This is a genomic window from Microbispora sp. H13382 (assembly GCF_014161445.1).
Lineage (GTDB): Bacteria > Actinomycetota > Actinomycetes > Streptosporangiales > Streptosporangiaceae > Microbispora.
Genome location: NZ_JABBXA010000004.1, coordinates 128,388 through 153,221, shown reverse-complemented (window position 1 = coordinate 153,221; position 24,834 = coordinate 128,388). Strand labels below are relative to the sequence as shown.

Below are 24,834 nucleotides of genomic sequence, written 5' to 3'. Positions count from 1 at the left end.
GCCTGCTCCACGTGATCTGGGGCGGCTCCACGTGATCTGGGGCGGCTCTCACCGGGGGACGGCGGCGGGTTCGAACAGCACCCGGGCCCGCACCTGCCGGAACCCGCGCCGCTCCAGGTCCGCCGACGCCTCCGCCCGATGCGCGTCCACGTCGGCGATCACCTCCGCGGCGCCGCCGGCGGCCAGCACCCTGACCGCATCGGCCAGGAGGTCGCCCCGGGCGGCCCCGTCGAGCACGCCGAGATAGGCGATGAGGGGATAGCACGCGTCCCCGGCCGTTCCGGCCAGGCCGACCGGCTCTCCCGCGTCCAGCGCCACACGCCAGCGGCCGATCGGTCCCGTCCACCAGGCCAGCGGATCGGTGGCCGGATCCACGCCGGCGACCGCCCGCGCGATCTCGGCGCCCGTCAGCAGGTCCGGCTCCGCGATCCGCGCCACCAGGGCGTCGATCTCGGCCGCGCCGGCGGCCGGGCGGAAGGTGTACCGCCCGGAGGGCGCCGCGGGCGGCGTGCCCGTCCAGGAGTATCTGAGCCGCTCACCACGCTCGGCCAGGCCGGCGAGGCGGGCCGCGGCCATCGGCGCCTCCACCACGGCGAGGACGTCCGGCCGGCCGCGCCAGTGCGGCGGCAGGGCGGCGTAGTACGACCCGGGCCCGCCGAGCGCCTCGTGCGCGGCGCGCAGCAGCGCGGCGCCCACCTCCGGCTCGGCGTCCAGGTCGAAACGCTCCAGCCAGGGAGCGCCGGCGGCGCCCGGCGGCAGCAGCCAGGCCGCCCGGCCGACGACGCGCCCGGCACGCAGGGCGACCCAGGTGCGCTCGGGCCGGTAGCCGCCGCCGGCGATGCCGTCGGCGTAGCCGACCTGGCGCAGCTGGGGCAGCGGATCGGGCATGGAGTCGAACAGGCTCTCCTCGCCCGCGACCAGCGGACGGATGACCATCTCGGTCATGGATTGATCCTCCGGGAAGGCGAACGCCCCGGATCAGATCCGCGCGAACGCCGGAGCGCGGACGGGGCGCAGAACATCGGACATTGTTCTGACCTCCTTCCTGCTCGACGGCGTACCCGGAACCTACTCGCCGCGTTCGCGAGCCGCAAGACCGCCGATCACCGGGACACCCGGGATCGCGCCGGCCGGCCGCGGGCCCGTGAAAGTTTCCCGCGCGGGACCCGGCCGGCGGGCGTACGCGCAGGTCGGAGAACAGACGCCCGTCTGCCGGTTGCCCCGGGCACGGCGGGCGCTTTCGATGACCTTGAGCCGGAAGCCCCCGTCCCGCCCCGGGAGCATGTGATGCCCAAGCGACTGTCCGCGGCATTCTCCGTCGCCGTCTGCGCCGTGGTCGCCGCGGCGGCGCTCGTCGTGACCCGGCCGGCCCCGGCGGACGCGGGGACGGGCGGTTTCGACTTCACGCGGGCGCAGGTCGTCGCGACGAACCTGCGGGTGCCCTGGGGCATGGCCTTCCTCCCCGACGGCAGCGCACTCGTCTCGGAACGCGACACCGCGATCATCGTGCGGGTGCGTCCCGGATCCTCGCCGGAACAGGTGGCCATGGTCCCGAACGTGAAGCCGGGTGGCGAGGGCGGCCTGCTCGGCATCGCGCTCTCCCCCACGTTCGCGCAGGACCAGATGGTCTACGCGTACTACACCAGCGCATCGGACAACCGGGTGGTCCGGTTCAGGCTCGGCGCCCCGCAGACCCAGCAGGTGATCCTCGCCGGCATCCCCCGGGGCCCGTCGCGCAACGGCGGGCGCATCGCGTTCGGCCCCGACGGCCTGCTGTACGTCGCCACGGGCGACGCCGGCTACCCGGCGAACGCCCAGGGATCGAGCCTCGGCGGCAAGATCCTGCGCGTCACCCGGGACGGCGCGGTCCCCGCGACCAACCCGTACTCCGGCTCGCCCGTCTACAGCTACGGCCACAGCAACGTCCAGGGGCTCGCCTGGGACGAGGCCGACCGGCTGTACGCCACCGAGCTCGGCCAGAACACCACCGACGAGATCAACCACATCCAGCCGGGACGCAACTACGGCTGGCCTGCCTGCGAGGGCGTGTGCGGCAACCCGAACCTCGTGAACCCCCTGGTGACCTGGAACTCGGCCGAGGCCTCGCCCAGCGGCCTCGCCTACGCCAACGGCACGCTCTTCGCCGCCGCCCTCGCAGGCAAGCGGCTGTGGACGGTGCCGGTCGGCGGAGGCGTCAGGACGGGTGATCCGGCGGCCGAACTGCGGGGCTCGCCGGGCCGGCTGCGCACCGTGGCGGTCGGGCTCGACGGATGGCTCTGGGTGACGACGAGCAACCGCGACGGCAGGGGGACGGTGGGTCCCGGCGACGACCTGATCGTCCGGATCCCGCCCGTCGGCACGGGGCCGCCGTCGAGCCCGTCGCCGTCGGCCGGTCCCCCGCTCTCGCCGTCGCCCGTCCCGTCGCCCTCGTCGCCGGGCGGCTCCTCGCCGTGCCCCTCCCCTTCGTCCAGCCCGTCACCGTCGCCCTCACCGTCCCCCAGCCCGTCGGCGTCCCCCAGTGCCTCCCCCTCGCTCAGCCCTTCACCGTCGCCGTCCCCCAGTCCCAGCCCGTCACCGTCGCCCTCACCGTCCCCCAGCCCGTCGGCGTGTCCCTCGCCGTCGCCCAGCCCCGCACCCTGCCCCTCCCCTTCGCTCAGCGCTTCACCCTCGCCCTCGCCGTCGCCCAGCCCGTCATCGAGCCCGTCGTCATGCGCCTCACCGTCCCCCAGCGCGTCGCCGTCGCCCGGCCCGTCGGGTACACGATCATGTGAAGCGACGATCCGGCTCCACCTCAGTTGGGCGGCGGCCTCCTGGGGCGAGCTGACGGTGCGGAACACGGGAACCCTGACCATCACCTCGTGGATCGTCACCTTCAAGGTCCCCAACGGTCTGAGCTACGTGCACATGGGGGACGGCAACTACGCCCAGCCGGGAGCCACGGTGACCGTCACCAGCCAACCCTCGAACGGTGTGCTGCCGCCGGGCGCGTCGGTGACGCGGCAGTTCGCGATCGGCTGGGCCGGGGCCGCCGTCGAGGCGCCGGTGGCCACCTGCACGGTCAGATGACGCCTGTCCGCCATGCCGGCGCCCGCCCGGCCCCGATCGCGCGTACGGGGCCAGGTCCGGGCGTGGCGGACGCGTCCGACGGGGCATGAGCCGCAATCCCACATCTCGACCTGGAGCCTTCGATGTCCAAACGTCTCGCCGTGGCAATCGCGACCACCCTCAGCGCGGTGCTCGCCTCCACCGCGCTCGTCGCGGCCCGCCCCACCGCCGCGGGCGCGGCGACCGGCGGATTCGACTTCACCCGGGCGCAGGCCGCCACAACGGGCCTGCGGGCGCCCTGGGGAATGGCCTTCCTCCCCGACGGCAGCGCCCTCGTCTCCGAACGCGACACCGCGACCATCGCGCAGGTGCGTCCCGGGTCCGCGCCCGTGCGGGTGGCCACCGTCCCGAACGTCTCGCCGGGCGGCGAGGGCGGCCTGCTCGGCATCGCGGTCTCCCCGGCGTACGCCGCGGACCAGTGGGTCTACGCGTACTTCAGCTCCGCCTCCGACAACCGGGTGGTCCGGTTCCGGCTGAGCGCGCCGCAGACGCAGCAGCCGATCCTCACCGGGATCCCCCGCGCCCAGTTCCACAACGGCGGGCGCATCGCGTTCGGCCCCGACGGCATGCTGTACGTGGCCACGGGCGACGCCGGGAACTCCGCCAACGCGCAGGACCTGAACAGCCCGGGCGGCAAGATCCTGCGCATGACGCCCGACGGCGCGGTCCCGGGGGACAACCCGTTCTCCGGCTCACGGGTCTACAGCTACGGTCATCGCAACGTGCAGGGGCTCGCCTGGGACGAGGGCGGCCGGCTGTACGCCACGGAGTTCGGCCAGAACACCTGGGACGAGATCAACCACATCCAGCCGGGCCGCAACTACGGCTGGCCGGTCTGCGAAGGCGTGTGCGGCGACTCGCGCTACACCAACCCCCTCGTGACGTGGAGCACCGCGGAGGCGTCGCCCAGCGGCCTCGCCTACGCCAACGGCACGCTCTTCGCCGCGGCACTGCGCGGGACCCGGCTGTGGGCGGTGCCGGTGAGCGCGAGCAAGGCCGGCACGCCGGTGGCCGAGTTCCAGGGGACGTACGGCCGCCTGCGTGCCGCCGCCGTCGGGCCCGACGGATGGCTTTGGGTGGCGACGAGCAACCGCGACGGCAGGGGGACCCCGGCCGCCGACGACGACCGGATCATCCGCGTCCCGCCGGCGGGCGGCCCGTCACCGTCGGCGAGCCCCTCACCGTCGCCCTCCGCGTCGCCGAGCCCCTCGCCTTCACCCAGCGCGTCCCCGTCAGCAGGTCCGCGCGCGTGCTCCGCGGCGTACCGGGTGATCAACCAGTGGCAGGGCGGTTTCCAGGGCGAGTTGACGGTGCGCAACACGGGCACCGCGGCGACGTCGTCGTGGACCGTCACCCTCACCTTCCCCAACGGCCAGCGCATCACCCAGATGTGGGGCGGGCGCTACACCCAGTCCGGGGCCACGGTCACCGTCACCAACGAGTCCTGGAACGGCACGCTCGCGCCGAACGCGTCGACGACGGCCGGTTTCACCGCGAGCTGGGCCGGCGGCGCCAACGGGTCGCCGGCCCCCGTCACCTGCACGGCCGCCTGACGCCCGCCCGGGTCAGCGTGGCGCGACGAAGAGGGTCTGCGTGGCCGTGCCGACCTCGCCGGACTGGTCGAACAGCGTGGTGCGGGTGAGCCCGCGTCCCCGTGGGCCGATCGTCGTGGCCGCGTCCAGGCAGATCCACTCTCCTTCGGGGGCGCGGAACAGCGAGATGGTGAGGTCCACGTTGGCGAAGAGGTAGGCGTCGAAGTCCAGGACGCCGCTGATGCCGTTGCCGCTGTCGGCGAACATCGCGAGCCGTTCCAGCGGCGTGGTCTCCTCGCCCTCGACCAGCGGCACCCGCGTCCTGCCCCACGCCACGGCGGGCCCGGGCTCGTCCGGGGACCCCTTGACGAACCGCCAGTCCGTGGCCCTGCCGTACCCGAAACCCCGCGCGATCCAGGAGTCCGCGTCGCCGGGGGCGGGCGGCGGGACCGGCGCGGGCGGCGGCGCGGCCTCGCTCGCCGGGCTGCCGGCTTCCCTGATGCGCCACGCGGTCGCCCTGACCAGCTCGCGCCCGCCGGAGGCGACGGAGGCGCCGAGACACTGCACGCGCCTGCCGTCCCTGATCATCTCGGTGCGCACCTCCACCTCGGCGACCGGGACGGGTGCGAACACGTCCACCGCCAGCCGGGCCTCCGGAAGCCCGGGGAAACGGCTGGGGACGCGGGCGAGCTCGTGCACCAGCAGCGCGGTGACCGGCCCCATGTGCTGATGCCCCGGATCCCACGGCCCCTGCGTGTGCTCCGTCGCCTGGTACCGGCCCTGGCCGAGGGGGACGTACATCGTCATGGAACAAGATTCTAGAGGCGGCCCCGAATCGCGGCCGAGCCCGGTCAGGGCCGGCCCGCCTGCTACCCGAAGCGTCGGCCGTTCCGTCCCGTCCGCCGATTCGCCACCGGTGCGGTGATGGTCACGGGGATCCCCGAGGGGGCCTGGGCGCCAGTGATACGTCGTAGTTCGGCCTGGCCCGAACAGACTTGGCTGGTCTGCGGGACGATACCGGCGTCGGCCATCAGGCGGGTCACGGCACGGCGCTGGTTGGGCAGGACGAGGGTGACGACGCTGCCGGACTCGCCGGCGCGGGCGGTGCGGCCGCCGCGGTGCAGGTAGTCCTTGGGGTCGCTTGGCGGGTCGACGTTGACGACGAGGTCGAGGTTGTCGACGTGGATGCCGCGGGCCGCGACGTTGGTCGCCACCAGCACCGTGACGTGGCCGGTCTTGAACTGGGCGAGGGTGCGGGTGCGCTGGGGCTGGGATTTGCCCCCGTGTAGCGCGGCGGCGCGTACGCCGCTGTTCAGGAGGTTTTCGGTGAGCCGATCCACGGCGTGCTTGGTGTCCAGGAACATGATCACCCTGCCGTCGCGAGCAGCGATCTCCAAAGTGGTGGCCTGCTTGTCGGCGCCTTGGATGTGCAGCACGTGGTGCTCCATCGTGGTGACCGCGCCCGCCGAGGGGTCAACCGAATGGACCACCGGGTCGGTCAGGTAGCGGCGGACCAGCAGGTCGACGTTGCGGTCCAGAGTGGCGGAGAACAGCATCCGCTGGCCCGAGGGGCGCACCTGGTCGAGCAGGTAGGTGATCTGAGGCATGAAGCCCATGTCGGCCATCTGGTCGGCCTCGTCCAGCACGGTGATGCCGACCTGGTCCAGGCGGCAGTCGCCGCGCTCGATGAGATCCCTGAGCCGTCCGGGGGTCGCGACGACGACCTCGGCGCCACCGCGCAGAGCGCTGGCCTGCCGCCCGATCGACATTCCGCCGACGACGGTGGCCAGCCGCAGCTTCAGTGACCGGGCGTACGGGGTGAGCGCGTCGGTGACCTGCTGGGCCAGTTCCCGAGTGGGAACGAGGATCAGGGCCAGCGGCCGCCGCGACTCGGCGCGCTGTCCGGAGGTGCGGACGAGCAAGGCCAGGCCGAAGGCGAGCGTCTTGCCTGACCCGGTGCGCCCCCGCCCGAGGACATCCCGGCCCGCCAGGGAGTTCGGCAGCGTCGCCGCCTGGATCGGGAACGGCTCGTTCATGCCCAGGCTGGTGAGCACCTTCATCAGCGCGGGCGGCATGTCCAGTTCAGCGAATGTCGCGACTGCCGGCAGGGCCGGGGTGACGGTGACCGGCAGTGCGAACTCCCCCTGGAGCCCGGCGGGACGCCGCCCGGGACCACCGGAACGCCTGGGGGTGCCTGAACGGCTCAGCGCCGGCGAGCCGAATCGGTCACCCCTGCCGGGGTTGCCAGAGCCGCCCGTACGGGTGGAGGAGTAGTGGTCGTGCTTGCGAGTTGCATGGTTCATGCAGAACCTTCCTCGATGCGGCACGTGTCAGTGATTCCCGGCGCAACGAGCGGCACAAGAATGGCGAGCACGAGCCGAAGAAAGACGAGGCGGCGGAGAGCAGGCCTCGTTTGTCGAAATGATCGACATTTGCCGAAAAGAACGGCGGCTGCGATGCCGATCAGAGGGCTGGAGCGGACTTATGCCCGAACCGGAGCCATTAGTGGTCCATCCGGTGTGCCGCGGAAGAACAGACATGCTTGTGAGGCCGTCACGGCGCATTGGGTACCACAAGAGCAACGCACTGGGGCCCACACCCTACGGTGCGGGCCCCAGTTGCGTGGTGCGTCAGCGTCAGGCGGCGACGATGTTCTCGGCCTGCGGGCCCTTCTGGCCCTGGGTGACATCGAAGGCCACCTTCTGGCCCTCGCGCAGCTCGCGGTAGCCGCCGTTGGAGACGATGTTGGAGTAGTGCGCGAAGACGTCGGCGCCGCCGCCGTCCTGCTCGATGAAGCCGAAGCCCTTTTCCGCGTTGAACCACTTCACGGTGCCAGAAGCCATGTTGATCTCCTTTGATAGGTGTAAAGCCGAAATCCGCATCGGGCAGATTCCGCGTCGCCGCGATAGGCCCACACCCGGAGAAGACCGGAAAACAAAAATGCACCTGAGGTTACATACCGTCAGGTGCACACAAGTTTTATGGGTACCACAACTGCAACTGCCACCAACCTAGCACACGTACGGCCGTGCCGCACATGCCCCGCAGCCGTCGGCACATTTGCACGCCCTTCGAACGCCACCGATCACGTGGGCTGTGCCAGAGGTTGTCAAGACCCCGCCCGGCCAGATGATGGGGGAAATAGGGTGCTGGCATGGAGTATCGACGACTTGGCACCACCGGTCTGCAGGTCAGCAGGATCTGCCTGGGCATGATGAGCTACGGCGAGCCGGCCAAGTGGGGCGGCTGGGTCCTGGACGAGGAGCAGGCCGAGCCCATCGTGCGCAAGGCGGCCGAGGGCGGGGTGACCTTCTTCGACACCGCCGACGTCTACTCGGCGGGCGTCAGCGAGGAGGTCACCGGACGGCTGCTGCGCAAGATCTTCCCCCGGCGCGACGACTACGTGCTCGCCACCAAGGTCTACTTCCCCATGGGCGAGGGCAGGAACGACTACGGCCTGTCCCGCAAGCACGTCATGTCGGCCATCGACGCTTCCCTCGCCCGCCTCGGCACCGACTACGTGGACCTGTACCAGATCCACCGGTGGGACGACGAGACGCCGATCGAGGAGACGATGGAGGCCCTCCACGACGTCGTCCGGGCCGGCAAGGCCCGCTACATCGGCGCCTCCAGCATGTGGGCGTGGCAGTTCGCCAAGGCCCAGCACGTCGCGGACAAGAACGGCTGGACCCGCTTCGTCAGCATGCAAGATCATTACAACCTGCTGCACCGCGAGGAGGAGCGGGAGATGATCCCGCTGTGCCTCGACCAGGGTGTGGGGCTGATCCCGTGGAGCCCGCTCGCACGCGGCCTGCTCGCCCGCGCGGGCAAGCCGGCCGACACGACGCGGCAGGTCGGCGACGGCGCCAGGCAGGAGCAGCTGTACGGCGGGCCCGCCGACGAGGCGATCCTCGATCGGGTGGCGCGGACCGCCGCCGAGCGCGGTGTCTCCCCCGCGACCCTCTCCCTCGCGTGGCTGCTCGGCCGCCCGGGAGTGACCGCCCCCATCGTCGGCGCGACCAAGGGGCACCACGTGGACGACGCGCTCGCCGCGGTCGGCCTGAAGCTCACCGACGAGGAGATCGCCCTCCTCCAAGAGCCGTACCAGGCCCGCCCGCAGCAGTTCTAGACAGACGACGCGGGCGGGGACGTCAGCCGTCGGTGGTACGGCGGCGCCGGGCACGGCGCGGGTAGGCCTTGGCCGTCTCGGCCAGCCGCGCCGCGTGCTCGGCCTGCTTGCGCCAGTGCCCGTAGGCGTCGCCGCGCTGGGCGAGCCGGTCCAGCTCACGCATCGTGTCCAGCGGGATGAACGCGGGCTCGGCGTCCCGCCACGGCGTGCCGGGCAGCGGCATGAACGTGTGGGTGTGGATGCGCGCCCCGAGATCGGCGAGGTCGGCGGCGAGCCGCAGGGACGCGTCCTGGTCCTCCGGCGTCTCGCCGGGCAGCCCGAAGATGAAGTCGACGTTCGGGCGGAAGCCGTGCTCCACGGCGATGCGCACGGCGTCGCGCACCGGCTCGCTGCCGTGGCCGCGCCCGGCCGCGGCCAGCACGCGGTCGGAGCCCGACTGCGCCCCGATGATGATGTTGTCGTTGGCCACGTAGCGCTTGAGCAGCCGCATCGCCTCGGGCGTCACGTGCTCGGGGCGGATCTCGGAGGGGAAGCTGCCGAAGAACACCCGCCCGTTCGCGGGCAGCTCCTCCTTCACGCCCGCCAGCAGTTCCTCCACGGCGTCCAGCGCCGGCTCCGGCCCCTGCGTGCCGTACGAGAGGGAGGTGGGAGTGATGAAGCGGACGTCGCGCAGACCGTGGGCGGCCATCCGGCGGACGTGCTCGCGCACGCTGTCCACGCCGCGATGCCGGAACCTGCCGCCGAACATGAAGGGCGTCTGGCAGAAGCGGCACGTGTAGGCGCAGCCCCGCGTGATCTCGATCGGCCCGAAGTGGCGGCGCCGGTCGGGGAAGGACGGGAAGGCGTCCAGCGGCAGTTGCGGGGCCGGCGGCGTGCGCAGCGCGACGCCGTCGGCGTCGCGCACCGCCAGCCCGGGCACGGTGGTGAGCGGCCGGTCCGCGCGCAGCGCCTCGACCAGCGCGACGATCGTCGGCTCGCCCTCGCCGATCGCGGCGAGATCCCAGCCGGCGTCGAGGACCTGCTGCGGCTCGGCGGTGGCGTGCACTCCGCCGGCGATGTGCAGGACCCTGGGGTCGTCGGCGAGGGCGCGCACGGCGGCCAGCTCGGCGGCCATCGCCTCGGCGTCCGGCGAGTAGAACGACCAGAGGACCAGGACCCGCTCCGCGGAACTGCCCGCGATGTGCGCCGCGGTCTCCTCGGGGGTGGTCCCGAGCCACAGATCGCACTCCGCCTTCGCGGTTTCCAGCGCACCGAGCAGCGCGTTCACGCCGTACGTCACGGCCTTGCGATAGCGGACAACCACGGACACATCCACACTCACCCTGGCAGGGTAGTGCCACCGCCCGCCTCCCCCGCACCGCCGGAGACCAGCGAGCGGATCGCAACACGGCCGCGACCAGTTCACCAGGTCACTTGCGACCAGACCAGCAGCGATGGTGAACCAATCGGCCCGCACCCTGGTGCGGCATCCCTGCCTGGTCGCGCAACCTCAGCACCGCGGTCTGCGTCATCTCGCCGACCGTCTGGACGACGACCTCGTTGCCGGCATCGTCCTCCACACCGGCGCGACCCTCCCCTTCGGCCCCCGCCTGCGCACCATGCCGGTCAGCGCCCCGCCAGGCGTGAGGCCCGGGTCGACCTGAGATGCGATGAAGTGATCACCTAACGCCGTAAGGCGGCCCGCGTCCGGGACCGCCTTTCGGCGTCTAGCAGTAATCATCCTCGGTCTTGCTCCGGAAATCCTCCTCCGAGCTCTTCCTCCCGGACAGGCCCAGAACTTGGTCTGTACCGGCGAAGTCTTCCGGTATGTCCGTGAGCTGGAATGCGTTGGCGATCGGAAAATCGTCAGTAAGACGTGCTGTGACATCGAGGATGGGCGGCAATGGCTCTTGCAGAGGTATGTCCTGCTTCTCAAACCCACGCGCGTCCCCCAGCACGATGACCCCGGCCCGTTCCTCTGTCCCAGTCGGTTGCGAGACCTTCCACAGCAGGCGTGGCGACTGTTGGTCCTGAACCAGGAAGGAAGACAGGGACTCCCCCGGGCACAGCGGCACCACGAACCTGAGCCGTCCGTCGTCCGTACGACCGACTCCGACGGGCCGCGGCAAGTCGTCCGCGAGGGGCGGGCGGCACGCCGCCACCGTCAGCAGCAGCAAACAGGCTGACAAGGTGCGCCGGCCGTACGAACGCGGGCGGTGAGAGGCCCTAGCGACAGCTATGGAGAGCTTCCTCAGCACTTGTAAGTATTACCCTTCTGGTCCGCCTCCCGCTCATAAATATTGACGCAGGGGTCGAGGGGATCGGTGTTGCGGATGTAGTAGACGAGGAACGTCGGCCAGAAATGCGTTTGCTTGTAGTAGAACTGCCACTGCCTCATATGCTCCGCCTCATGATCCAGTAGGATCTTGGTAGGCGTCGCGTTGTCGATCAGCAGGATGTTCCCCACGGTCGTCCCGCCGCGCCCGAAGTGCACGCCACTCTGCAGCCCACTGCAGACCTTTTGTCCTGTCGTCGGGTTCGTGTTACAGTGCCCGCCTTCGCTTACCGCCCACCTCTCCACCGCCAGCATGAACTTGTCGTAACTCAAGTTCGGGTTCGTGTTGGCGAGGAACATGGCGAGCTTCAACGGCAAACCCCAGACACTCGACGCCCTGGCGACACTGCTTGGTTTACAAGGTTTCACGGTCGTGTCTTCGCACAGCCATTCCCGAAGATTCAGCCACTCCTGCGCGATCAGTTGCTTGCACTTCTTCGAACTGAGGTGCTCATGACAGTCGTCGAGTGCTTTGGAAAAATTCTGCCCCTGCTGGTACGCGGAGTACAGCTGCTTTCCCGTCACACCGTTTCCACCGCTCGGCAGCATGCCGATGATGTGGTCCAACCCCTTGATGTCCTTGGTTTGCATCATCGCCCAGACGGCAAGATCCTGATTCTCTTGCTTGGTCATCATGGGGTTGTAGTTCTGCAGATAGAGATTGCGGGCTTCTTCGCTCATCTTCCAGTACGGCACCCCCTCTTCGATGGGGCGGCCGTTGTTCATCACGCCCAGCTCCTTGGCGCGCTCATCCGAGAAGTAGAAACGCGGGTCCGGCGGAGGCGCCGATGCGGCGAGATTCTCCCAGTAGTTGTGCTCGAAGTACTTGGTGCAGGCGTTCAAGTCGCCATGGCATGTACCGCTCTCGTCGATTCCGAAGCCACCGGGGCCGAGGTTCACGACAGGGGTGGGCGGGTTGAAGTAGGCGTCGCACTGGCCCACGGTGCCGTGGCAGACGCCGTCCGCGTCGACGTCGACCTTGGGCGCGTGCCCAGACGGATCGATCATGACCAGCGGTGAGGCCATCCCATAGCTGTAGCGGTTGGCCCGTGCCGCCGGATCGGGATCGAGGGTCATGGTGTCGCGGCTGGTGAAGGTGCCGGTGCCGGGCTGGTACCAGCGGGCGTGCATGTTGACCTGACCGGTGTCGCCGTCGGTCCACTCGCCCTGGAAGCCGAGCTGGGACCGGGTGCCCGTACTGGTGACGGCCTGGCCGAACGGGTTGTAGGCGGTGGAGCCGGCGAGGCTTGTGGCACCGGCGGTGAAGGCCGCGACGACGTCCCCGTGTCTGTCGGCCATCTGGAACTGCCCCGCGTTGGCGCCGATCTTGGCGGACAGGACGTCGCCGAAGGCACCCCGGCTGTAGGTCTCCTGAGCCGCTCCGGCGGCGTCCATGACCGCGACCAGGTCGTTGCTCGTGTCGGCGTAGACGTACGCGGCGGTGGTGCCGCCCTTGGTGCGGCGGGTCATTCGGTCGAGGGCGTCGTAGGTGTAGTCGGCGTTCCCGTCGCCGACCATGCGGTCGAAGGCGTCGAAGGAGTAGGCGTTGACCGCACCGTCCTTGGTCGCCGCTGCGAGCGTGCCCCGGGGGGTGTAGGTGTAGTCCACGCCTGCACCGGAGGTGAGGCGGTTGCGCTCGTCGTAGGTGAAGGTGTCGTTCCCCGCCCGCGTGCGGTTTCCTGACGCGTCCCACTCGTACGCCGTCGTCGCCGAGGACGGGTCGGTCCAGGAGGTCAGGCGGCCGGCGAAGTCATAGGTGTAGCTGTTGCCGCCCGCCCCCGCCGTGCCGGAGGTGACCTTGGAGGTCAGGCGGTCCTCCTTGTCGTAGCCGTAGGTGATGGACGCCAGGTCCGCGCCGCCCCCGGACCTGAGCGCGTCGCTGGTCAGGCGACCGAGGGCGTCGTAGCCATAGGTTCGCCGCGGACCGCCGCTGCCGTAGGTCGAGGAGGTGAGACGGCCGGCCTTGTCGTAGTCGTAGCCGACGGTGACACCCGTGAGCGGGTCGACCGCCGTCTTCAGCCGGTCCTTGCCGTCCCAGGTGAAGGTCGTGGTGCCGGCCGCGTCGCCGCGCTGGACCAGGCGGTCGTTGGCGTCGTAGGCGAAGCTCGCCTGGTCGACTCCGCCCTTGGCGGTCTTCAGCAACTGGCCCCGGTCGTTGAGCGTGAAGGTGAGGTCGCCTGCCGACACGGCGCGTCCGGCGAGGTCGTAGCCGAAGGTCTTCGGGGCGGTGGGGGCGGTGCCGCCGCCGCTGCCGGCCTGCTGGGTAAGCCGCCCGAGGTTGTCGAAGGTGTTGGTGACGGTGACCCCGCCGGGCTGGACCTGCGTCACCGGATTGCCCGCCGCGTCGTACCTCGTGGTCCAGGTGCGGTCGGCGAGGTTCGGATGCTGGGCGGTGGACGGCTCGATCACCGATTCCACCAGCCCGAGGCTGTTGTAGGTGGTGATCGAGGTGTTGCCCCGGCCGTCGGTGTACCGGGTGCGCGCACCCGTCGCGTCGTAGCCGAACGAGGTGGTGATCGAGCCGTCCGCGCTGACCGGCTCGACCATCCGCGTGATCCGGCCGAGCGCGTCGAAGTCGTAGGTGGTGGTGTGGCCCTCGGCGTCGGTGCGGCCGACGGGGTTGCCGTCCCGGTCGTAGTCGAACGAGCGGGTGCGGACGGTAGCGCCGCCGGAGTCCAGATCCCGGACCGCGGTTGGGTGTCCGGACAGGTCGTAGATGATGCTGCTGGCGTTGCCGAGCGGATCGGTGACCTTGGTCTGGCGTCCGGCCAGGTCGAAGGCGAACGTCGTCGTGTCGCCCTCGGGATCGGTCAGCTCGGTGGTCTCCCCGGCGGGGTTGACGGTGGCGGTTGTGGTGTCGCCCCCGGGCCGCTTCTCGGTGAGCGGGTTGCCCGCGTCGTCGTAGGTCGCGTACGAGGTGAGCGCGGCTGTGGTGGGCTTGCGCTCGATGACGGTCGAGGTGATCGGGCGGCCCAGGTCGTCGTACGTGGCCTCCTGGCGAGCGCCGGTGGGGTCGGTGACCGACAGCAGTTCACCGTTCAACGTGTAGGTGTAGTCGGCGTGCCCGGGAGTGGCGCCGCCGGTCGCCGGCGGCTGGGCCACCCGGACGAGCCGGTCGAGGGCGTCGTAGGTGTTGGTGGTGACGTTGCCCCGCGGGTCGGTGACCGACGTGAGCCTGCCGGCGGCGTCGTAACCGTAGCGGGTGACCGGGGTGACGGCGGTGCCCCCCGGCGGGGTGTAGGGCGGCGCTGTGGCCGTCTTGATCTGTCCCGTCCGGTCGTAGCCGACGGAGCTGGCCCGGTTCTCCGGATCGATGACGTCGGTCCGCTCACCGGCAGTGTCATAGCCGTACCGGACGACCGGGCGCTGGGTGACCGGGGAGCCGCCCGCGCGCTCGACGGCGACCGGCGGTTGCTTCGTCTCGACGAGCTGCCCGACGGCGTCATAGCGGTTCAGGGCGGTGTGGTCGAGCCGGTCGGCGCCCGAGGCGTTGCCGCGCGGCGAGGTGACCTCGGTGACCAGTCCGCGTTCGTCGTACTTCCAGGTGGTGATCAGGTCGGTGTCGCCGTTCTCGACGATCTGCTTGATCCTGCGGTCGGCGGCGTCGAACTCGGCCGTCACGCTCTCGGTACGCGAGGTGCCCGCGGCGGTCCTCGTCGTGGAGATGACGTTGCCGTCGGCGTCGTAGCCGAAGCCGGTCCTGCGCGCCAGGCCATCGGGGTCCAGGGTCTGAGAGGTGAGCAGGCCGGCCGCGTCGTAGGTGTAGTCGGTCCGGGTCTTCCCGCCACCCGTGACCGTCTTCAGCGGGTTGCCGGCCCAGTCGTACTCGTAGGAGGCAAGCACCACGTCGCGGGGTGTGGCCAAGCCGTTGAGGCGGGCGTCGTCGGCGATCTCCTGGGACAGCAGGTCGTCGTCCCAGTACGTGTAGCGCGTGGTGCGGCCCATCGCGTCGGTCTTCGCGGCCGGCCGTCCCGCCGAGTCGTAGGCGTAGGAGGCCAGGACCACGTCGGCCGCGGGCTGCGGGGCAGCCGGACTGCCTGTCCAGTTCTTGAGGGTGACCGTGGCCTTCTCGCCGCGCGGGGTGTAACCGAACTCCAGCGGGGTGCCGGCCGGGCTGGTCGCGGAGACCAGCGCGCCTGTGGCGTCGAAGGAGTACCTCGTGACGCCGCCCTCGGGGCCGGTCATGGTCGTGACCCGGCCGAAGGCGTCGTAGGTGTAGGTGGTGACGCGGTCGGGGTCGGACCCGGTCAGGTCGTCCAGCGTGGAGGTGAGGACGTTGCCGTCGGGGTCGTAGGCGGTGCGGACCTCGGCGGTGTGGGTGGCCGAGGTGATCTCGTTGGCGACGCCGGGACCGGTCGCCTTGACGACGCGGCCCATGCCGTCGTAGGCGTAGCGGGTCGTCACACCATCCGGTTCCGCCGCCGACACCACCGTCTGGCTGGTCCTGCGGCCGAGGGCGTCGTAGCCGAACCGGGTGACCAGGCCCGCCGCGTCGGTGGTCTCGGCGAGGTCGCCGTTGGACCTGTAGCGGTAGCTGATCTCGGCGCCGTTGGGCTTCTTCGCGCTCTTGAGCAGGCCGGCCGGCGTGGTGCCGCCGCCTTCCGCCGGCTCGGTGCCGTCGGTGTAGGTCCAGCTCCTCGAACGCCCCGAGGGGAAGCCCGGGGTGACCGGTCCCGCCTGTTTGACCCTGTCGCCGTACTGGTCGTACTCGAAGGTGGTGAGGTAGGTGCCGTCGTTCTCGTCGGCGGATCGCGCGTCCCGGTATTCGGCGACCTGGTCGTTGCGGCCGTCGAAAAGGTTGTCGATGTCGAGGAAGTAGGAGTAGTACTCCGTGCCGCATGAGCCGCTCGTCCTGCAGGTGGTCTTCGCCAGCAGGTTCCCGCGCGCGTCGTTGGCGAACTGCCGGGCGTTGCCGTTGCGGTCGGTGATCTTCGCGACGAAACCACCGGTGTCGTACTCGTACCTGGTCGTCTTGGCGAGCTGGTCGGTCCACGAGACGAGGCGGTCGTCACGGGAGGCGTCGTTGACGTAGGTCAGGGTGCCGTTGCGCGGGTCGGTGACGGTGATCGTGGCCAGGGACGCGCCCGTGGAGTCCTTGGTGTGCGCGGCGGACGACAGCTTCCACAGGCCGCCGTTGCGGTCGGTGTGGGTCAGCAGCCGGCCGCCGTCGGCGGCGTAGGTGTTCACCGCGCTGACCCGGCCCGACGGCTGCGTGATCTTGATGAGCTGACGGCGCGCCGTCCGGGTGCGGTAGTGCGTGGAGACCTGCTCCGCACGCAGCGGCTTGCCGTAGACGGCGACCTCGTCGATGGAACCGGCGAAGGGGAAGGGCCCGCCGGAGCTCACCGTGCCCGGCCAGCCGGAGGAGCCGAAGCCGTAGCCGATGCGGGCGTCCCACTGACCCAGATGGGCGATCTGCCTGGTCAGGGAGCCGACCTCCTGGCCGTCGAGATACAGCGTCTGCGTGGACCTGGCTCCCGACAGCGCGACGTGGTGCCAGTCGCCGTCGTTGACCGCCGCGGCGGAGGTGATCGGAGCGGCCGTTCCCGTCCAGAACTGGCCGCGCAGCCTGCCGTCGGTGCCGACGTAGATGGCGGGAGTGTAGACGCTGGGACTGCCCTTGGCCGAGTTCTGGTAGCCGAGGATGGTGCCCGAGCCCGTGGTCTTGAACCACGCCTCGATCGTCGTGTCGCCGCCCAGGCCGTTCACGACTCCCGGGGGCAGGGACACGTACGACGAGCCCGCCGTCCCCCTGAAGGTCATGGCGGTGTCCGGCGATCCCGTCAGCGGGGCCAGGGTGCCCCCGGTGGCGTCGGCGGTCGTTCCCGCGATCCTTCCGTCGTCGACCCCGGAGACCGACTTCATCATGTTGGCGATCACGCTGCCGATGCCGGTGCCGGTCTCGTTGAGCCGCCAGTAGCCGACCGGCCTGCTGTCCAGGACCGCGCTGCGGTACTGCGAGTCGTCGCCGTACTCGTAGCGGACGCACTCGCCGCCGGAGGCCGGCGGGCAGACCCTGACCAGATAATCGCCGTCGTAGGCGTAGGTCCAGGTGATCGGCGAACCGCCCACCGGGTCACTGGCCACGCCGGTCACATGGCCGCCGCCCCAGGTGAAGGTCAGGGAGCGGCCGCCCGCCCCGGTGACCTTGGCCAGCTTGCCGTCCGTGCCGTACTGCAGGGTCTGCGTACGGCCGCGGCTGTCGGTGACCTTGACCAGCCGGCCCGCGGAGTCGAACCAGTAGGACGTGGATTCCTTGTCCATGAGGCGCCAGCCACCACCGGATTGGGTGGCCAGGGTGGCGTACGTGCCCGCCGGAGAGGCGTAGGTGCCGTCGCCCTTGGCCGCGAACCGCCACTGCCGCCCGTCGGGATAGGTGATGAGCACCGTGGAGGTCAGCGGCTCGTTCTCAAGCCGCGTGTCCCAGCGGGTGGTCCAGCCGGCGCCGAAGGCTCCGTCCTTGCGGGGGTCCAGGCTGTTGTAGGTACGGTTCACCGACAGCGGCGGCCCCACCGCGGCGACCGCCAGATCCGTCTCGGTGTGCGTGTAGTTGCCGGTGACGTGGTTGAACTCCCGGCCGTCCGTACCCGCCGCGAGCAGGGCGTTGATCGACGCCTGCTCGGGAACGGCGGTGAAGCTCCGCCATGACGAGGTGGCCGTGGCCGCGCTGGTGGCGGCCTGGGCGTACCACCAGTAGGTCTTGCCCCACTGGAGCTTGCCCGAGGGGACGGTCCAGGCCCCCTTCACCCAGGTCGAGGACTCGCACCAGGTCCAGTGATCCTTCGGCCCGGCACAGACCTGGTACCAGTAGGAGGTGGCCGCCTCCCCCGGCACCTGGGCATAGGCCGACAGGGACGGCGTCAGGGAACCGACCTGGTTGTTGTCGACCGGGGTGAACTGCTGGAAGGTCACCGCGGTCAGCGGCATCGACGTGACCACGGCGGTCTGCCACGAGGACCAGGCAGAGTATTCGACGCCGTCGTACGCCCGGGCCCGATAGGTGATGGTCTGGCCGTCGGCCAGCTTGCCCGAGGGCACCGCCACGGTGGCCTTACCGCCGGAGGAGATGCCGCTGGCCGTGCCGCTCCACACCTGGGTGCCGCCCACCTGCACCTGGAAGTCCGCCGACAGCGACTGTCCGGCGTCGGCGTCGGTCAGCACCGCCGACAGCACCGGCGTCAGCGAGGTCACCACCCCACCCGTCTCGGCGGCGACCGTCGGCGCCGCCGACGGTGTCGCCACCGCCGGCGCGGTGTTGGGCAGGGTGTAGGTCAGCGCCAGGACCGGCTTGTTGCTACTGGCCTCGGCCGAGGCGAAGGAGCGCACCGAGGTGTAGCCCTCCTCCGGTCCGCTCAGCCGCACCCCGCGGTTGGAGCTCGGAGTCGCCAGCCACTGCTGGGCCATGTACGTCAGATCCCAGCTCATCGACTTCGGGCTGGACGAGCTGCACCCCGACCCGTTCGTGCCGGGGATCTCGCCGTACCACTCCGCGTCCGGCTGGGAGTACCAGTTGATGCCCGAGGACCAGGATTGCGTCACCCGCGCGGCGGTCACGGAAACACTGCTGCACGCGCTGGACGAAGTGTTCCACAGCGTCAGCGTCGCCGCCGACAACGAAGCCGCCTGCGGCATCCCCGAGGTGTCGAAGCGCAGGAACGCCCGGTCGATCACGTCGTCGGAGCTGGAATGGCTCGACGTGCCCGCCCGCAGCGTGGACGACGAGGAATAGCCCGTCCCAACCGAATACGACCCGTCACGCCACACCTGACCCTCGACATAGGTGTCCGCGCTCGGAGTGAGGGTCAGGGTCGGGTCCACCCGGACGGGATAACGTGTGGCGGGATCTTTCAGATATTCGGCGTCGGGCCGCAGCACCAGCGTCCGCCGGCCGTTCTCCTTCACGACGCGCGTCTCTATCTTCCCGATCCTCCCCTCCGGACCCTCCCGGTCGCCGCCTTTCCCGGGGGACGGCGAGGGGGACGGCGAGGGTGCCGCGGAGGCGTTCGGCGCGGCGCCCTGCTCGCCCGCGGCGTACATGACCGGTTCCGGGGCCACGGCAACGACCTTGCCCGCGTCCGACCGCACCTCCAGGCCGCCCGCGGCGGTCCGCGCGACGGCCAGCCCGTCGGACTCGATCCCCATCGTGATCTCCACCGGCGACTCCGGACGCTCGCGGAGCACCACGTCCTGGGAGAACCCGTCCACCAGCATCGTGACGACCAGGTCCGCGCCGTCACCCGCCGCGTCGACGTAAGTGGCGGTGTTCCCCCTCACCACCGGCTTGGGCAGCGCCCTCGGCCACGTCAGATCGAGCGTCTCCTTCTCACTCTTGCCGAACCTGACCAGCGGCTTCGCCGACCCGCCCGGGGAGAAGGACACATCCGCCTTGGCGGCTTTCGCCCGGAGCACTCCGTCCCGCTCGACCAGGGTCGTGTCGACCGGCACCCAGGTCCCGTCACGTTCGACGCGGGCGACGCCGGCACTCACCTCGGTCGTGAAGGTCCCGTCGCTGTTGGCGTACGTCACGGAGTTCTCGGTCGTCTCGCCCGGGACGAGAGCGCGAGTCCGGGTGCGGCGGGCGGCGGCCAGGGCGGCGAGACGGCCGGAGGAGACGGCCCTCCCCTCCTTCACCGCCGGTGGGGCCACGACGCCCGGGGAACCGGTCGCCTTCGGAGCGGGAGCCTTCAGCTCGGGCGGCAGCGGCGGAGGTTTGTCGAGCCCGCCCCCGGCCGGCTCGCGTGCCGTCTTGTGCCGCTGCTCGACGGGCAGCCCTTCTTTGACGCGACCGGCCGTCTCCCGGGCCGATAACCGGCCCGCCCGCGTGGCGTCGCCGCCGACCAGGTGCGGCAGGCCGTCCGCTGTTCCCGCCAGTTGCTTCGGAGCCTCACCCGTGGGCAACGCGACCGAAACGAGGGGGAGATCGTCGTGCGCCGCCGCCGGCGACATCCCCGTCACGATCAGTCCCGGTGACAACGCCATCTGAAGCACCGTCGTCGCCCGGACCAGGAAACGCGAAGACCACATGACTCGTCACACTCCAAACGCTCTGGCGAGGCGCGGGAAGAATCGCCCTCCAACCGCCGGCGAGTTGATCAGCCAGTGGCCATGTCGTGAGCATGCCGGGCTCCGGAATGAGAGTCATTCGCGTTCTCTGCACGGCGCACGGCGATTCGTGCACAGGAGAGATCGCGGCAGCGCTGTCCACCCACGGGCAACTTGTGTAAGGTAAGTTAGCTTGCTAAGTTAGCGTATCGGCGGATTTGAAGGAGAAAGAGCGCTTGGCGGCGGAGCGGCGATTCCCCCGCAGCGACGACCTGCCGAGGGACGAGTAATGCAGATTCTGGAATGGAGCACCGAAGATCTGGCTGTCCGGGATCGGTTTCCCTCCTGGTACGACGTCATGTCACGGGCACATGTGCACAGCTGGCTGGCCACAGACCACCCCGCGCGCTTCAACGCGTCGGCGCGGGTGTTCGACCTCGGCGGGTTGCAGTTCTCGGTGATGAGCCACAACACGCTGCGGGCGAACCGGCCTTCGAAGCTCATCCGGCAGTCGGATCCGGAGGTTTTCCAGCTGCATCTTCTCCTCCAGGGCGCCTGCGGCTTGAGTCAGGCGGGTCGGAACGTCACGGTCCAGGCCGGACATTTCCTCCTCGTCGATTCCTCCCGCCCGTACGAAGGGTGGCGAGGAACCGACGACGACCCGGCCAAGTCGCTGCTCGTCCAGTTCCCCCGAGTCGCGCTCGGTCTGCGGTCCGACATGGTCGGGCAGCTCGCCGCCGCGCCGCTTCCCGTCCGGCCCGGCATCACCGGCGTCCTGGCCGGGCATCTCAGGCACCTGGCGGAAAACGCCGAAGGGCTCACAACTCGCGATTCGCCGGCGGTGGCCGCCGTCACCCTCGACCTGATCGCGGCCGCCTACGCCGACCGGATCGAGGCCACGGCCCTGCTGTCACCCGAGTCGCGGCGGCAGGCCCTGCTGTCGTCGATCCACGACTTCATCCGGCAGCGACTCGGCGACCCGGGCCTCACCCCTGAGACGATCGCCGCGGCACACCAGATATCCGTCCGGCACCTGTACAAGCTCTTCCAGCACCAGGGCGTGACCGTGGCGGCCTGGATCCGCCGCTGCCGCCTCGAACAATGTCACCGCGATCTCGCCGATCCCCGGCAGCGTTCCCGCTCCATCAACGCCGTCGCCGCCCGCTGGGGCTTCGCCGATGCGACGACATTCAGCCGCGCCTTCCGCGCCGCCTACGGGATGTCACCACGTGATCACCGCCATCTGTGCGGGATGACGTGACGGTCCCCGGCGGCGTACGTTGCCGGAAGGCGAGCCGGGGCGGCAGGCTGGCCGGATGCTGATCAGACGAGAGAACCCCGGCGACGTCGAGGCCGTCCGCGCGGTGGTCGCCGCCGCCTTCGCCCCCTACGAGGCGGCCCGCGGCCCCGGCCGGGCGGGCGGGCTGCCGGTCGAGGTGACGTTGCTCGACGAACTGCGCGCCGATCCCGGCTGGCTGCCGGAGCTGTCGCTCGTCGCGCCGGCGCCGGACGGCGGGATCGCGGGTCACGTCGTCTGCACGAGGGCCCACGTGGGGACCGTGCCCGTGCTCGGGCTCGGCCCCCTGGCCGTGCACCCCGCCCATCAGCGGCGGGGCGTGGGCTCGGCGCTCGTGCACGCCGTGCTCGGCGCGGCCGAGGCGCTCGGGGAGCCGCTGGTCGCGCTGCTCGGCGACCCCGCGTACTACTCGCGGTTCGGCTTCCAGCACTCGGAGACGTACGGTGTGACGGCCCCCGAGCCGAAGTGGGGGAAGTTCTTCCAGGTCCGGGTGTTCGATGGACCGGTGCCGCCGCCTCGTGGGCTCTTCGCCTACGCGGCACCCTTCTCCGGGGTTGACGGCGGGTGATCGGTATGAAATGCAGCTCCCCGTGAAGAAGATCCTGACGTGGCTCGTGCTCGTCGTCATGGTGACCGGGTGCCAGGGCACCGCCGAGTCCGCGGCGCCGCCGCCCGTCCGTTCCGCGGCCGCGGCTTTGGCCAAGGTCGTCTCGCAGGAGGCCGTGGACGGGCGGACGGACAAACTCGTGATCGACTCCCCGGCCACGGGCGGGCTGCGCTCCGTGTGGGTGCTGAAGCCCGCCGGCTGGAAACCGGGTTCCACCGGCTGGCGCGTGCTTTACCTGCTGCACGGCTGCTGCGCCGGCGGCGCCTGGGACTGGCTGCGGACGGGCGAGACGGCCCGGCTGACCGCCCGCCTCGACGCCGTCGTCATCGTCCCCGAGGGCGGTTCGATGGGCTGGTACGCCGACTGGCGCGACGGCCCCGGCTGGGAGACGTTCCACATGACCGAGGTGCCCCGCCTGGTCGAGCCGCGGTACGGCGCCGGCACGCGCCGCGCGGTGGCCGGTTTCTCCATGGGCGGATACGGCGCGTTCGTCTACGCCGCCCGGCATCCCGGTGTGTTCGAGGCCGCGGCGTCGTTCTCCGGGGTGCTCGACATTCGCGACGACGTCCCCGGATACCGGTCGTTCATGGCGGACAACGGCGTGGACACCGAGGACCTGTGGGGCGACCCGAGCGCCTGGCCGGAGCACAATCCCGCCGACCTCGCCGGGCGGCTGAAGGGCCTGCGCCTCTACGCGTCCTCCGGCGACGGCGAGCCCGGCCCGCTGGACCCGGGACGTCAGAGCGGCGGAACGACCGATCACACCGAGGCCGCGATCATGCGGCAGAACCTGAACTTCGCCAGGGCCGCGGAGAAGGCCGGGGTGAAGGTGACGACGGATTTCTACGGAAACGGCACCCACACCTGGCCGTACTGGATGCGTTCGTTCGAACGAGCGCTGCCGTTTCTTCTACCCTGAGACGCATGGGACGGGCCAATGACGAGGCGGCCGCGGCGCTGCAGGAGTATGCCGAGCTCTTCGCGCTGAACGGCGGGGACGCCTTCCGCGTGCGCAGCTACCAGAGGGCGGCCAAGTCCATCGCGGGATTCCCCGAGGATCTCACCAGGGAGACTCTGCGGTCGATCCCCGGCGTGGGCGAGGCCATCGCCAAGAAGATCGAGGAGTTCCTGGAGCGCGGCAGCTTCCGCCAGCTCGACGACCTGCGCGGCCGGGTGCCCGAGGGGGTGCGCATGCTGACCCGGATTCCCTCGCTCGGCCCGAAGAAGGCGCTGTTCCTGTTCCAGGAGCTCGGCATCGACTCCCCCGCCGCGCTGGCCGACGCGATCCGGGCCGGCCGTCTGAACGGCCTGCGCGGCTTCGGCGCCAAGACCGAGGAGAACCTGCTCAAAGGCATCGAGCACATGGAGCGCTCGGGCGACCGGGTCCACCTCGGCGTCGCCACCGATCTGGCCGAGCGGGTCATCGCCTCGCTGCCCGCCGACCGGATCGCCTTCGCCGGGTCGCTGCGCCGGATGAGCGAGACGATCGGCGACATCGACATCCTCGCCGTCGGCGACCCCGCCCTGATGGAGCTGTTCGCGCGGCAGCCGTACGTCACCGAAGTCATCGCGAAGGGCGAGCGGAAGACCTCGGTCAGGAGCGACCGCGGCCTCCAGGTCGACCTGCGGCTGGTCCCCGCCGAGTCGTGGGGCGCGGCGATGGTCTACTTCACCGGCAGCAAGGAGCACAACGTCCGCATCCGGGAGATGGCGGTCAAGAAAGGCTGGAAGCTCTCGGAGTACGGCCTGTTCGACGGCGACCGCCTCATCGCCTCGGAGACCGAGGAGGAGATCTACCAGGCGCTCGGCATGCAGTGGGTGCCTCCCGCGCTGCGCGAGGACGGCGGCGAGGTGGAGGCCGCGCTGCGGGGCGAGCTGCCGCGCCTGGTCGAGCTGCACGACCTGCGGGGCGACCTGCACACGCACACCGACCTGACCGACGGGATCGCCTCGCTGGAGGACATGGTCGCCGCCGCCGCGATGCGCGGCTACTCCTACTACGCGGTGACCGACCACGCGCCCGACCTGGTCATGCAGCGGATGACCCTCGACAAGGCCCTCGCCCAGCGTGCCCGCATCGCCGAGCTGCAGAAGAGCTACCGGGACATGCGGCTGCTGCACGGCAGCGAGCTGAACATCGCCCCGGACGGCTCGGTCGACTGGCCGGCCGAGGTGCTGGCCGGCTTCGACGTCTGCGTCGCGTCGGTGCACTCGCACTTCACCCAGTCGCGGGAGGAGATGACCCGCCGCTTCATCGCGGCGTGTGAGAACCCGCACGTCCACGTCATCGGTCACCCCACGACCCGGAAGATCGGCAAGCGGCCGCCGGTGGACGCGGACTGGGATGCGGTGTTCCGCGCCGCCGCCAGGACCGGCACGATCATGGAGATCGACTCCTACCCCGACCGCGCCGACCTGCCCTCCGACCTCGTGCGGCTCGCGCGCCACCACGGGGTGAAGTTCTCGATCGACAGCGACTCCCACGCCATTCCCCACCTGGCCCACCAGAGGTTCGGCGTGGGCATCGCGCAGCGGGCCTGGCTCACCCCGGACGACGTGGTCAACACCTGGCCCCTCGATCGCCTGCTGGCCCACCTGGGCAGGGCTTGACCCCTCACGCGCCCCGGCCGGCGGCCGGGGCGCGGCGCGGCCTGCCCGCTCGCGGCGCCCGGATTTCCTCGCGCAGGTCACGGGCGCGCCTGAACATCCCCGGGCGGCACGTGGGAGAAATGCGCCGGTAACTCCGCGCCGCGATGATGGTCGCGGTGCGTGAACGGGTGATCGTCGGGCGCCGGGGACTCGCCGCGG

General features: G+C 70.7%; 15 protein-coding genes. 8 read left to right on the top strand and 7 right to left on the bottom strand.

Annotated elements, in window-relative coordinates; genetic code table 11:
* Window positions 1-48: 48 nt before the first annotated feature.
* Window positions 49-945: an acetyltransferase gene (locus HHX41_RS10465; protein WP_182905785.1), complete on the bottom strand. Its 897-nt coding sequence runs from the start codon at window positions 943-945 to the stop codon at window positions 49-51.
* Between the two features lie 342 nt (window positions 946-1,287).
* On the opposite strand from HHX41_RS10465, the gene HHX41_RS10460 reads away from it, so the two are divergent.
* Together HHX41_RS10460 and HHX41_RS10455 are read left to right on the top strand one after the other, a co-directional pair.
* A complete protein-coding gene (locus HHX41_RS10460; RefSeq protein ID WP_182905784.1) occupies window positions 1,288-3,066 on the top strand; it encodes a PQQ-dependent sugar dehydrogenase in 1,779 nt (592 codons plus the stop codon).
* A 122-nt stretch (window positions 3,067-3,188) separates the two neighbouring features.
* Entirely contained in the window at window positions 3,189-4,658 is a 1,470-nt protein-coding gene (locus HHX41_RS10455) for a PQQ-dependent sugar dehydrogenase (protein WP_182905783.1), read from the top strand.
* Between the two features lie 12 nt (window positions 4,659-4,670).
* Here HHX41_RS10455 and HHX41_RS10450 read toward each other — a convergent pair whose 3' ends face one another.
* The 3 genes from HHX41_RS10450 to HHX41_RS10440 all read right to left on the bottom strand — a co-directional run bounded on the left by HHX41_RS10450 (window position 4,671) and on the right by HHX41_RS10440 (window position 7,480).
* Window positions 4,671-5,444, bottom strand: a complete 774-nt coding sequence (locus tag HHX41_RS10450; RefSeq protein WP_169980609.1) for a thioesterase family protein — start codon at window positions 5,442-5,444, stop codon at window positions 4,671-4,673.
* A 62-nt stretch (window positions 5,445-5,506) separates the two neighbouring features.
* Window positions 5,507-6,940 carry a DEAD/DEAH box helicase gene (locus HHX41_RS10445; protein WP_182905782.1) on the bottom strand — a complete coding sequence of 478 codons (1,434 nt, stop codon included), beginning with the start codon at window positions 6,938-6,940 and terminating at the stop codon, window positions 5,507-5,509.
* A gap of 333 nt (window positions 6,941-7,273) precedes the next feature.
* Complete coding sequence (locus HHX41_RS10440) at window positions 7,274-7,480, bottom strand: cold-shock protein (protein ID WP_169950158.1); 207 nt, start codon at window positions 7,478-7,480, stop codon at window positions 7,274-7,276.
* 311 nt (window positions 7,481-7,791) lie between these two features.
* On the opposite strand from HHX41_RS10440, the gene HHX41_RS10435 reads away from it, so the two are divergent.
* On the top strand, window positions 7,792-8,766 hold the full coding sequence (locus tag HHX41_RS10435; protein WP_182905781.1) for an aldo/keto reductase: 975 nt from the start codon (window positions 7,792-7,794) through the stop codon (window positions 8,764-8,766).
* A 22-nt stretch (window positions 8,767-8,788) separates the two neighbouring features.
* On the opposite strand, the gene HHX41_RS10430 is transcribed toward HHX41_RS10435, so the two are convergent.
* Window positions 8,789-10,087 (bottom strand): TIGR04013 family B12-binding domain/radical SAM domain-containing protein, encoded by a 1,299-nt coding sequence (locus HHX41_RS10430; RefSeq protein ID WP_182905780.1) that lies wholly within the window; start codon window positions 10,085-10,087, stop codon window positions 8,789-8,791.
* A 112-nt stretch (window positions 10,088-10,199) separates the two neighbouring features.
* Between HHX41_RS10430 and HHX41_RS10425 the strand changes: the two genes are divergently transcribed.
* The gene (locus HHX41_RS10425) at window positions 10,200-10,409 is read left to right on the top strand and encodes a hypothetical protein (RefSeq protein ID WP_182906011.1); all 210 of its coding nucleotides are present in this window, start codon (window positions 10,200-10,202) and stop codon (window positions 10,407-10,409) included.
* A 63-nt stretch (window positions 10,410-10,472) separates the two neighbouring features.
* Here the strand turns inward: HHX41_RS10425 and HHX41_RS10420 are convergent, their stop codons facing one another.
* Both HHX41_RS10420 and HHX41_RS10415 read right to left on the bottom strand, forming a co-directional pair.
* Window positions 10,473-10,922 carry a hypothetical protein gene (locus tag HHX41_RS10420; RefSeq protein WP_169980599.1) on the bottom strand — a complete coding sequence of 150 codons (450 nt, stop codon included), beginning with the start codon at window positions 10,920-10,922 and terminating at the stop codon, window positions 10,473-10,475.
* Window positions 10,923-10,996: 74 nt separating this feature from the next.
* Complete coding sequence (locus HHX41_RS10415; RefSeq protein WP_182905779.1) at window positions 10,997-20,059, bottom strand: DNRLRE domain-containing protein; 9,063 nt, start codon at window positions 20,057-20,059, stop codon at window positions 10,997-10,999.
* A gap of 421 nt (window positions 20,060-20,480) precedes the next feature.
* Between HHX41_RS10415 and HHX41_RS10410 the strand changes: the two genes are divergently transcribed.
* Genes HHX41_RS10410 through polX form a run of 4 tightly spaced genes read left to right on the top strand, consistent with a single transcriptional unit; the run spans window position 20,481 to window position 24,636 of the window.
* Window positions 20,481-21,383 carry a helix-turn-helix domain-containing protein gene (locus tag HHX41_RS10410; RefSeq protein ID WP_182905778.1) on the top strand — a complete coding sequence of 301 codons (903 nt, stop codon included), beginning with the start codon at window positions 20,481-20,483 and terminating at the stop codon, window positions 21,381-21,383.
* 55 nt (window positions 21,384-21,438) lie between these two features.
* Complete coding sequence (locus tag HHX41_RS10405) at window positions 21,439-21,987, top strand: GNAT family N-acetyltransferase (RefSeq protein WP_182905777.1); 549 nt, start codon at window positions 21,439-21,441, stop codon at window positions 21,985-21,987.
* A 22-nt stretch (window positions 21,988-22,009) separates the two neighbouring features.
* Complete coding sequence (locus HHX41_RS10400) at window positions 22,010-22,945, top strand: alpha/beta hydrolase family protein (RefSeq protein ID WP_182905776.1); 936 nt, start codon at window positions 22,010-22,012, stop codon at window positions 22,943-22,945.
* A 5-nt stretch (window positions 22,946-22,950) separates the two neighbouring features.
* Window positions 22,951-24,636 carry a DNA polymerase/3'-5' exonuclease PolX gene (polX, locus tag HHX41_RS10395; protein ID WP_182905775.1) on the top strand — a complete coding sequence of 562 codons (1,686 nt, stop codon included), beginning with the start codon at window positions 22,951-22,953 and terminating at the stop codon, window positions 24,634-24,636.
* Window positions 24,637-24,834 lie beyond the last annotated feature (198 nt).

Excerpts from the sequence above, each read along its gene's own strand:
- HHX41_RS10425 (WP_182906011.1), top strand. The coding sequence starts at position 10,200 with ATGGTGAACCAATCGGCCCGCACCCTGGTGCGGCATCCCTGCCTGGTC.
- polX (WP_182905775.1), top strand. The coding sequence starts at position 22,951 with ATGGGACGGGCCAATGACGAGGCGGCCGCGGCGCTGCAGGAGTATGCC.
- HHX41_RS10410 (WP_182905778.1), top strand. The coding sequence starts at position 20,481 with ATGTCACGGGCACATGTGCACAGCTGGCTGGCCACAGACCACCCCGCG.
- HHX41_RS10450 (WP_169980609.1), bottom strand. The coding sequence starts at position 5,444 with ATGACGATGTACGTCCCCCTCGGCCAGGGCCGGTACCAGGCGACGGAG.
- HHX41_RS10445 (WP_182905782.1), bottom strand. The coding sequence starts at position 6,940 with ATGAACCATGCAACTCGCAAGCACGACCACTACTCCTCCACCCGTACG.
- HHX41_RS10465 (WP_182905785.1), bottom strand. The coding sequence starts at position 945 with ATGACCGAGATGGTCATCCGTCCGCTGGTCGCGGGCGAGGAGAGCCTG.
- HHX41_RS10460 (WP_182905784.1), top strand. The coding sequence starts at position 1,288 with ATGCCCAAGCGACTGTCCGCGGCATTCTCCGTCGCCGTCTGCGCCGTG.
- HHX41_RS10435 (WP_182905781.1), top strand. The coding sequence starts at position 7,792 with ATGGAGTATCGACGACTTGGCACCACCGGTCTGCAGGTCAGCAGGATC.
- HHX41_RS10405 (WP_182905777.1), top strand. The coding sequence starts at position 21,439 with ATGCTGATCAGACGAGAGAACCCCGGCGACGTCGAGGCCGTCCGCGCG.
- HHX41_RS10415 (WP_182905779.1), bottom strand. The coding sequence starts at position 20,059 with ATGGCGTTGTCACCGGGACTGATCGTGACGGGGATGTCGCCGGCGGCG.
- HHX41_RS10440 (WP_169950158.1), bottom strand. The coding sequence starts at position 7,480 with ATGGCTTCTGGCACCGTGAAGTGGTTCAACGCGGAAAAGGGCTTCGGC.
- HHX41_RS10455 (WP_182905783.1), top strand. The coding sequence starts at position 3,189 with ATGTCCAAACGTCTCGCCGTGGCAATCGCGACCACCCTCAGCGCGGTG.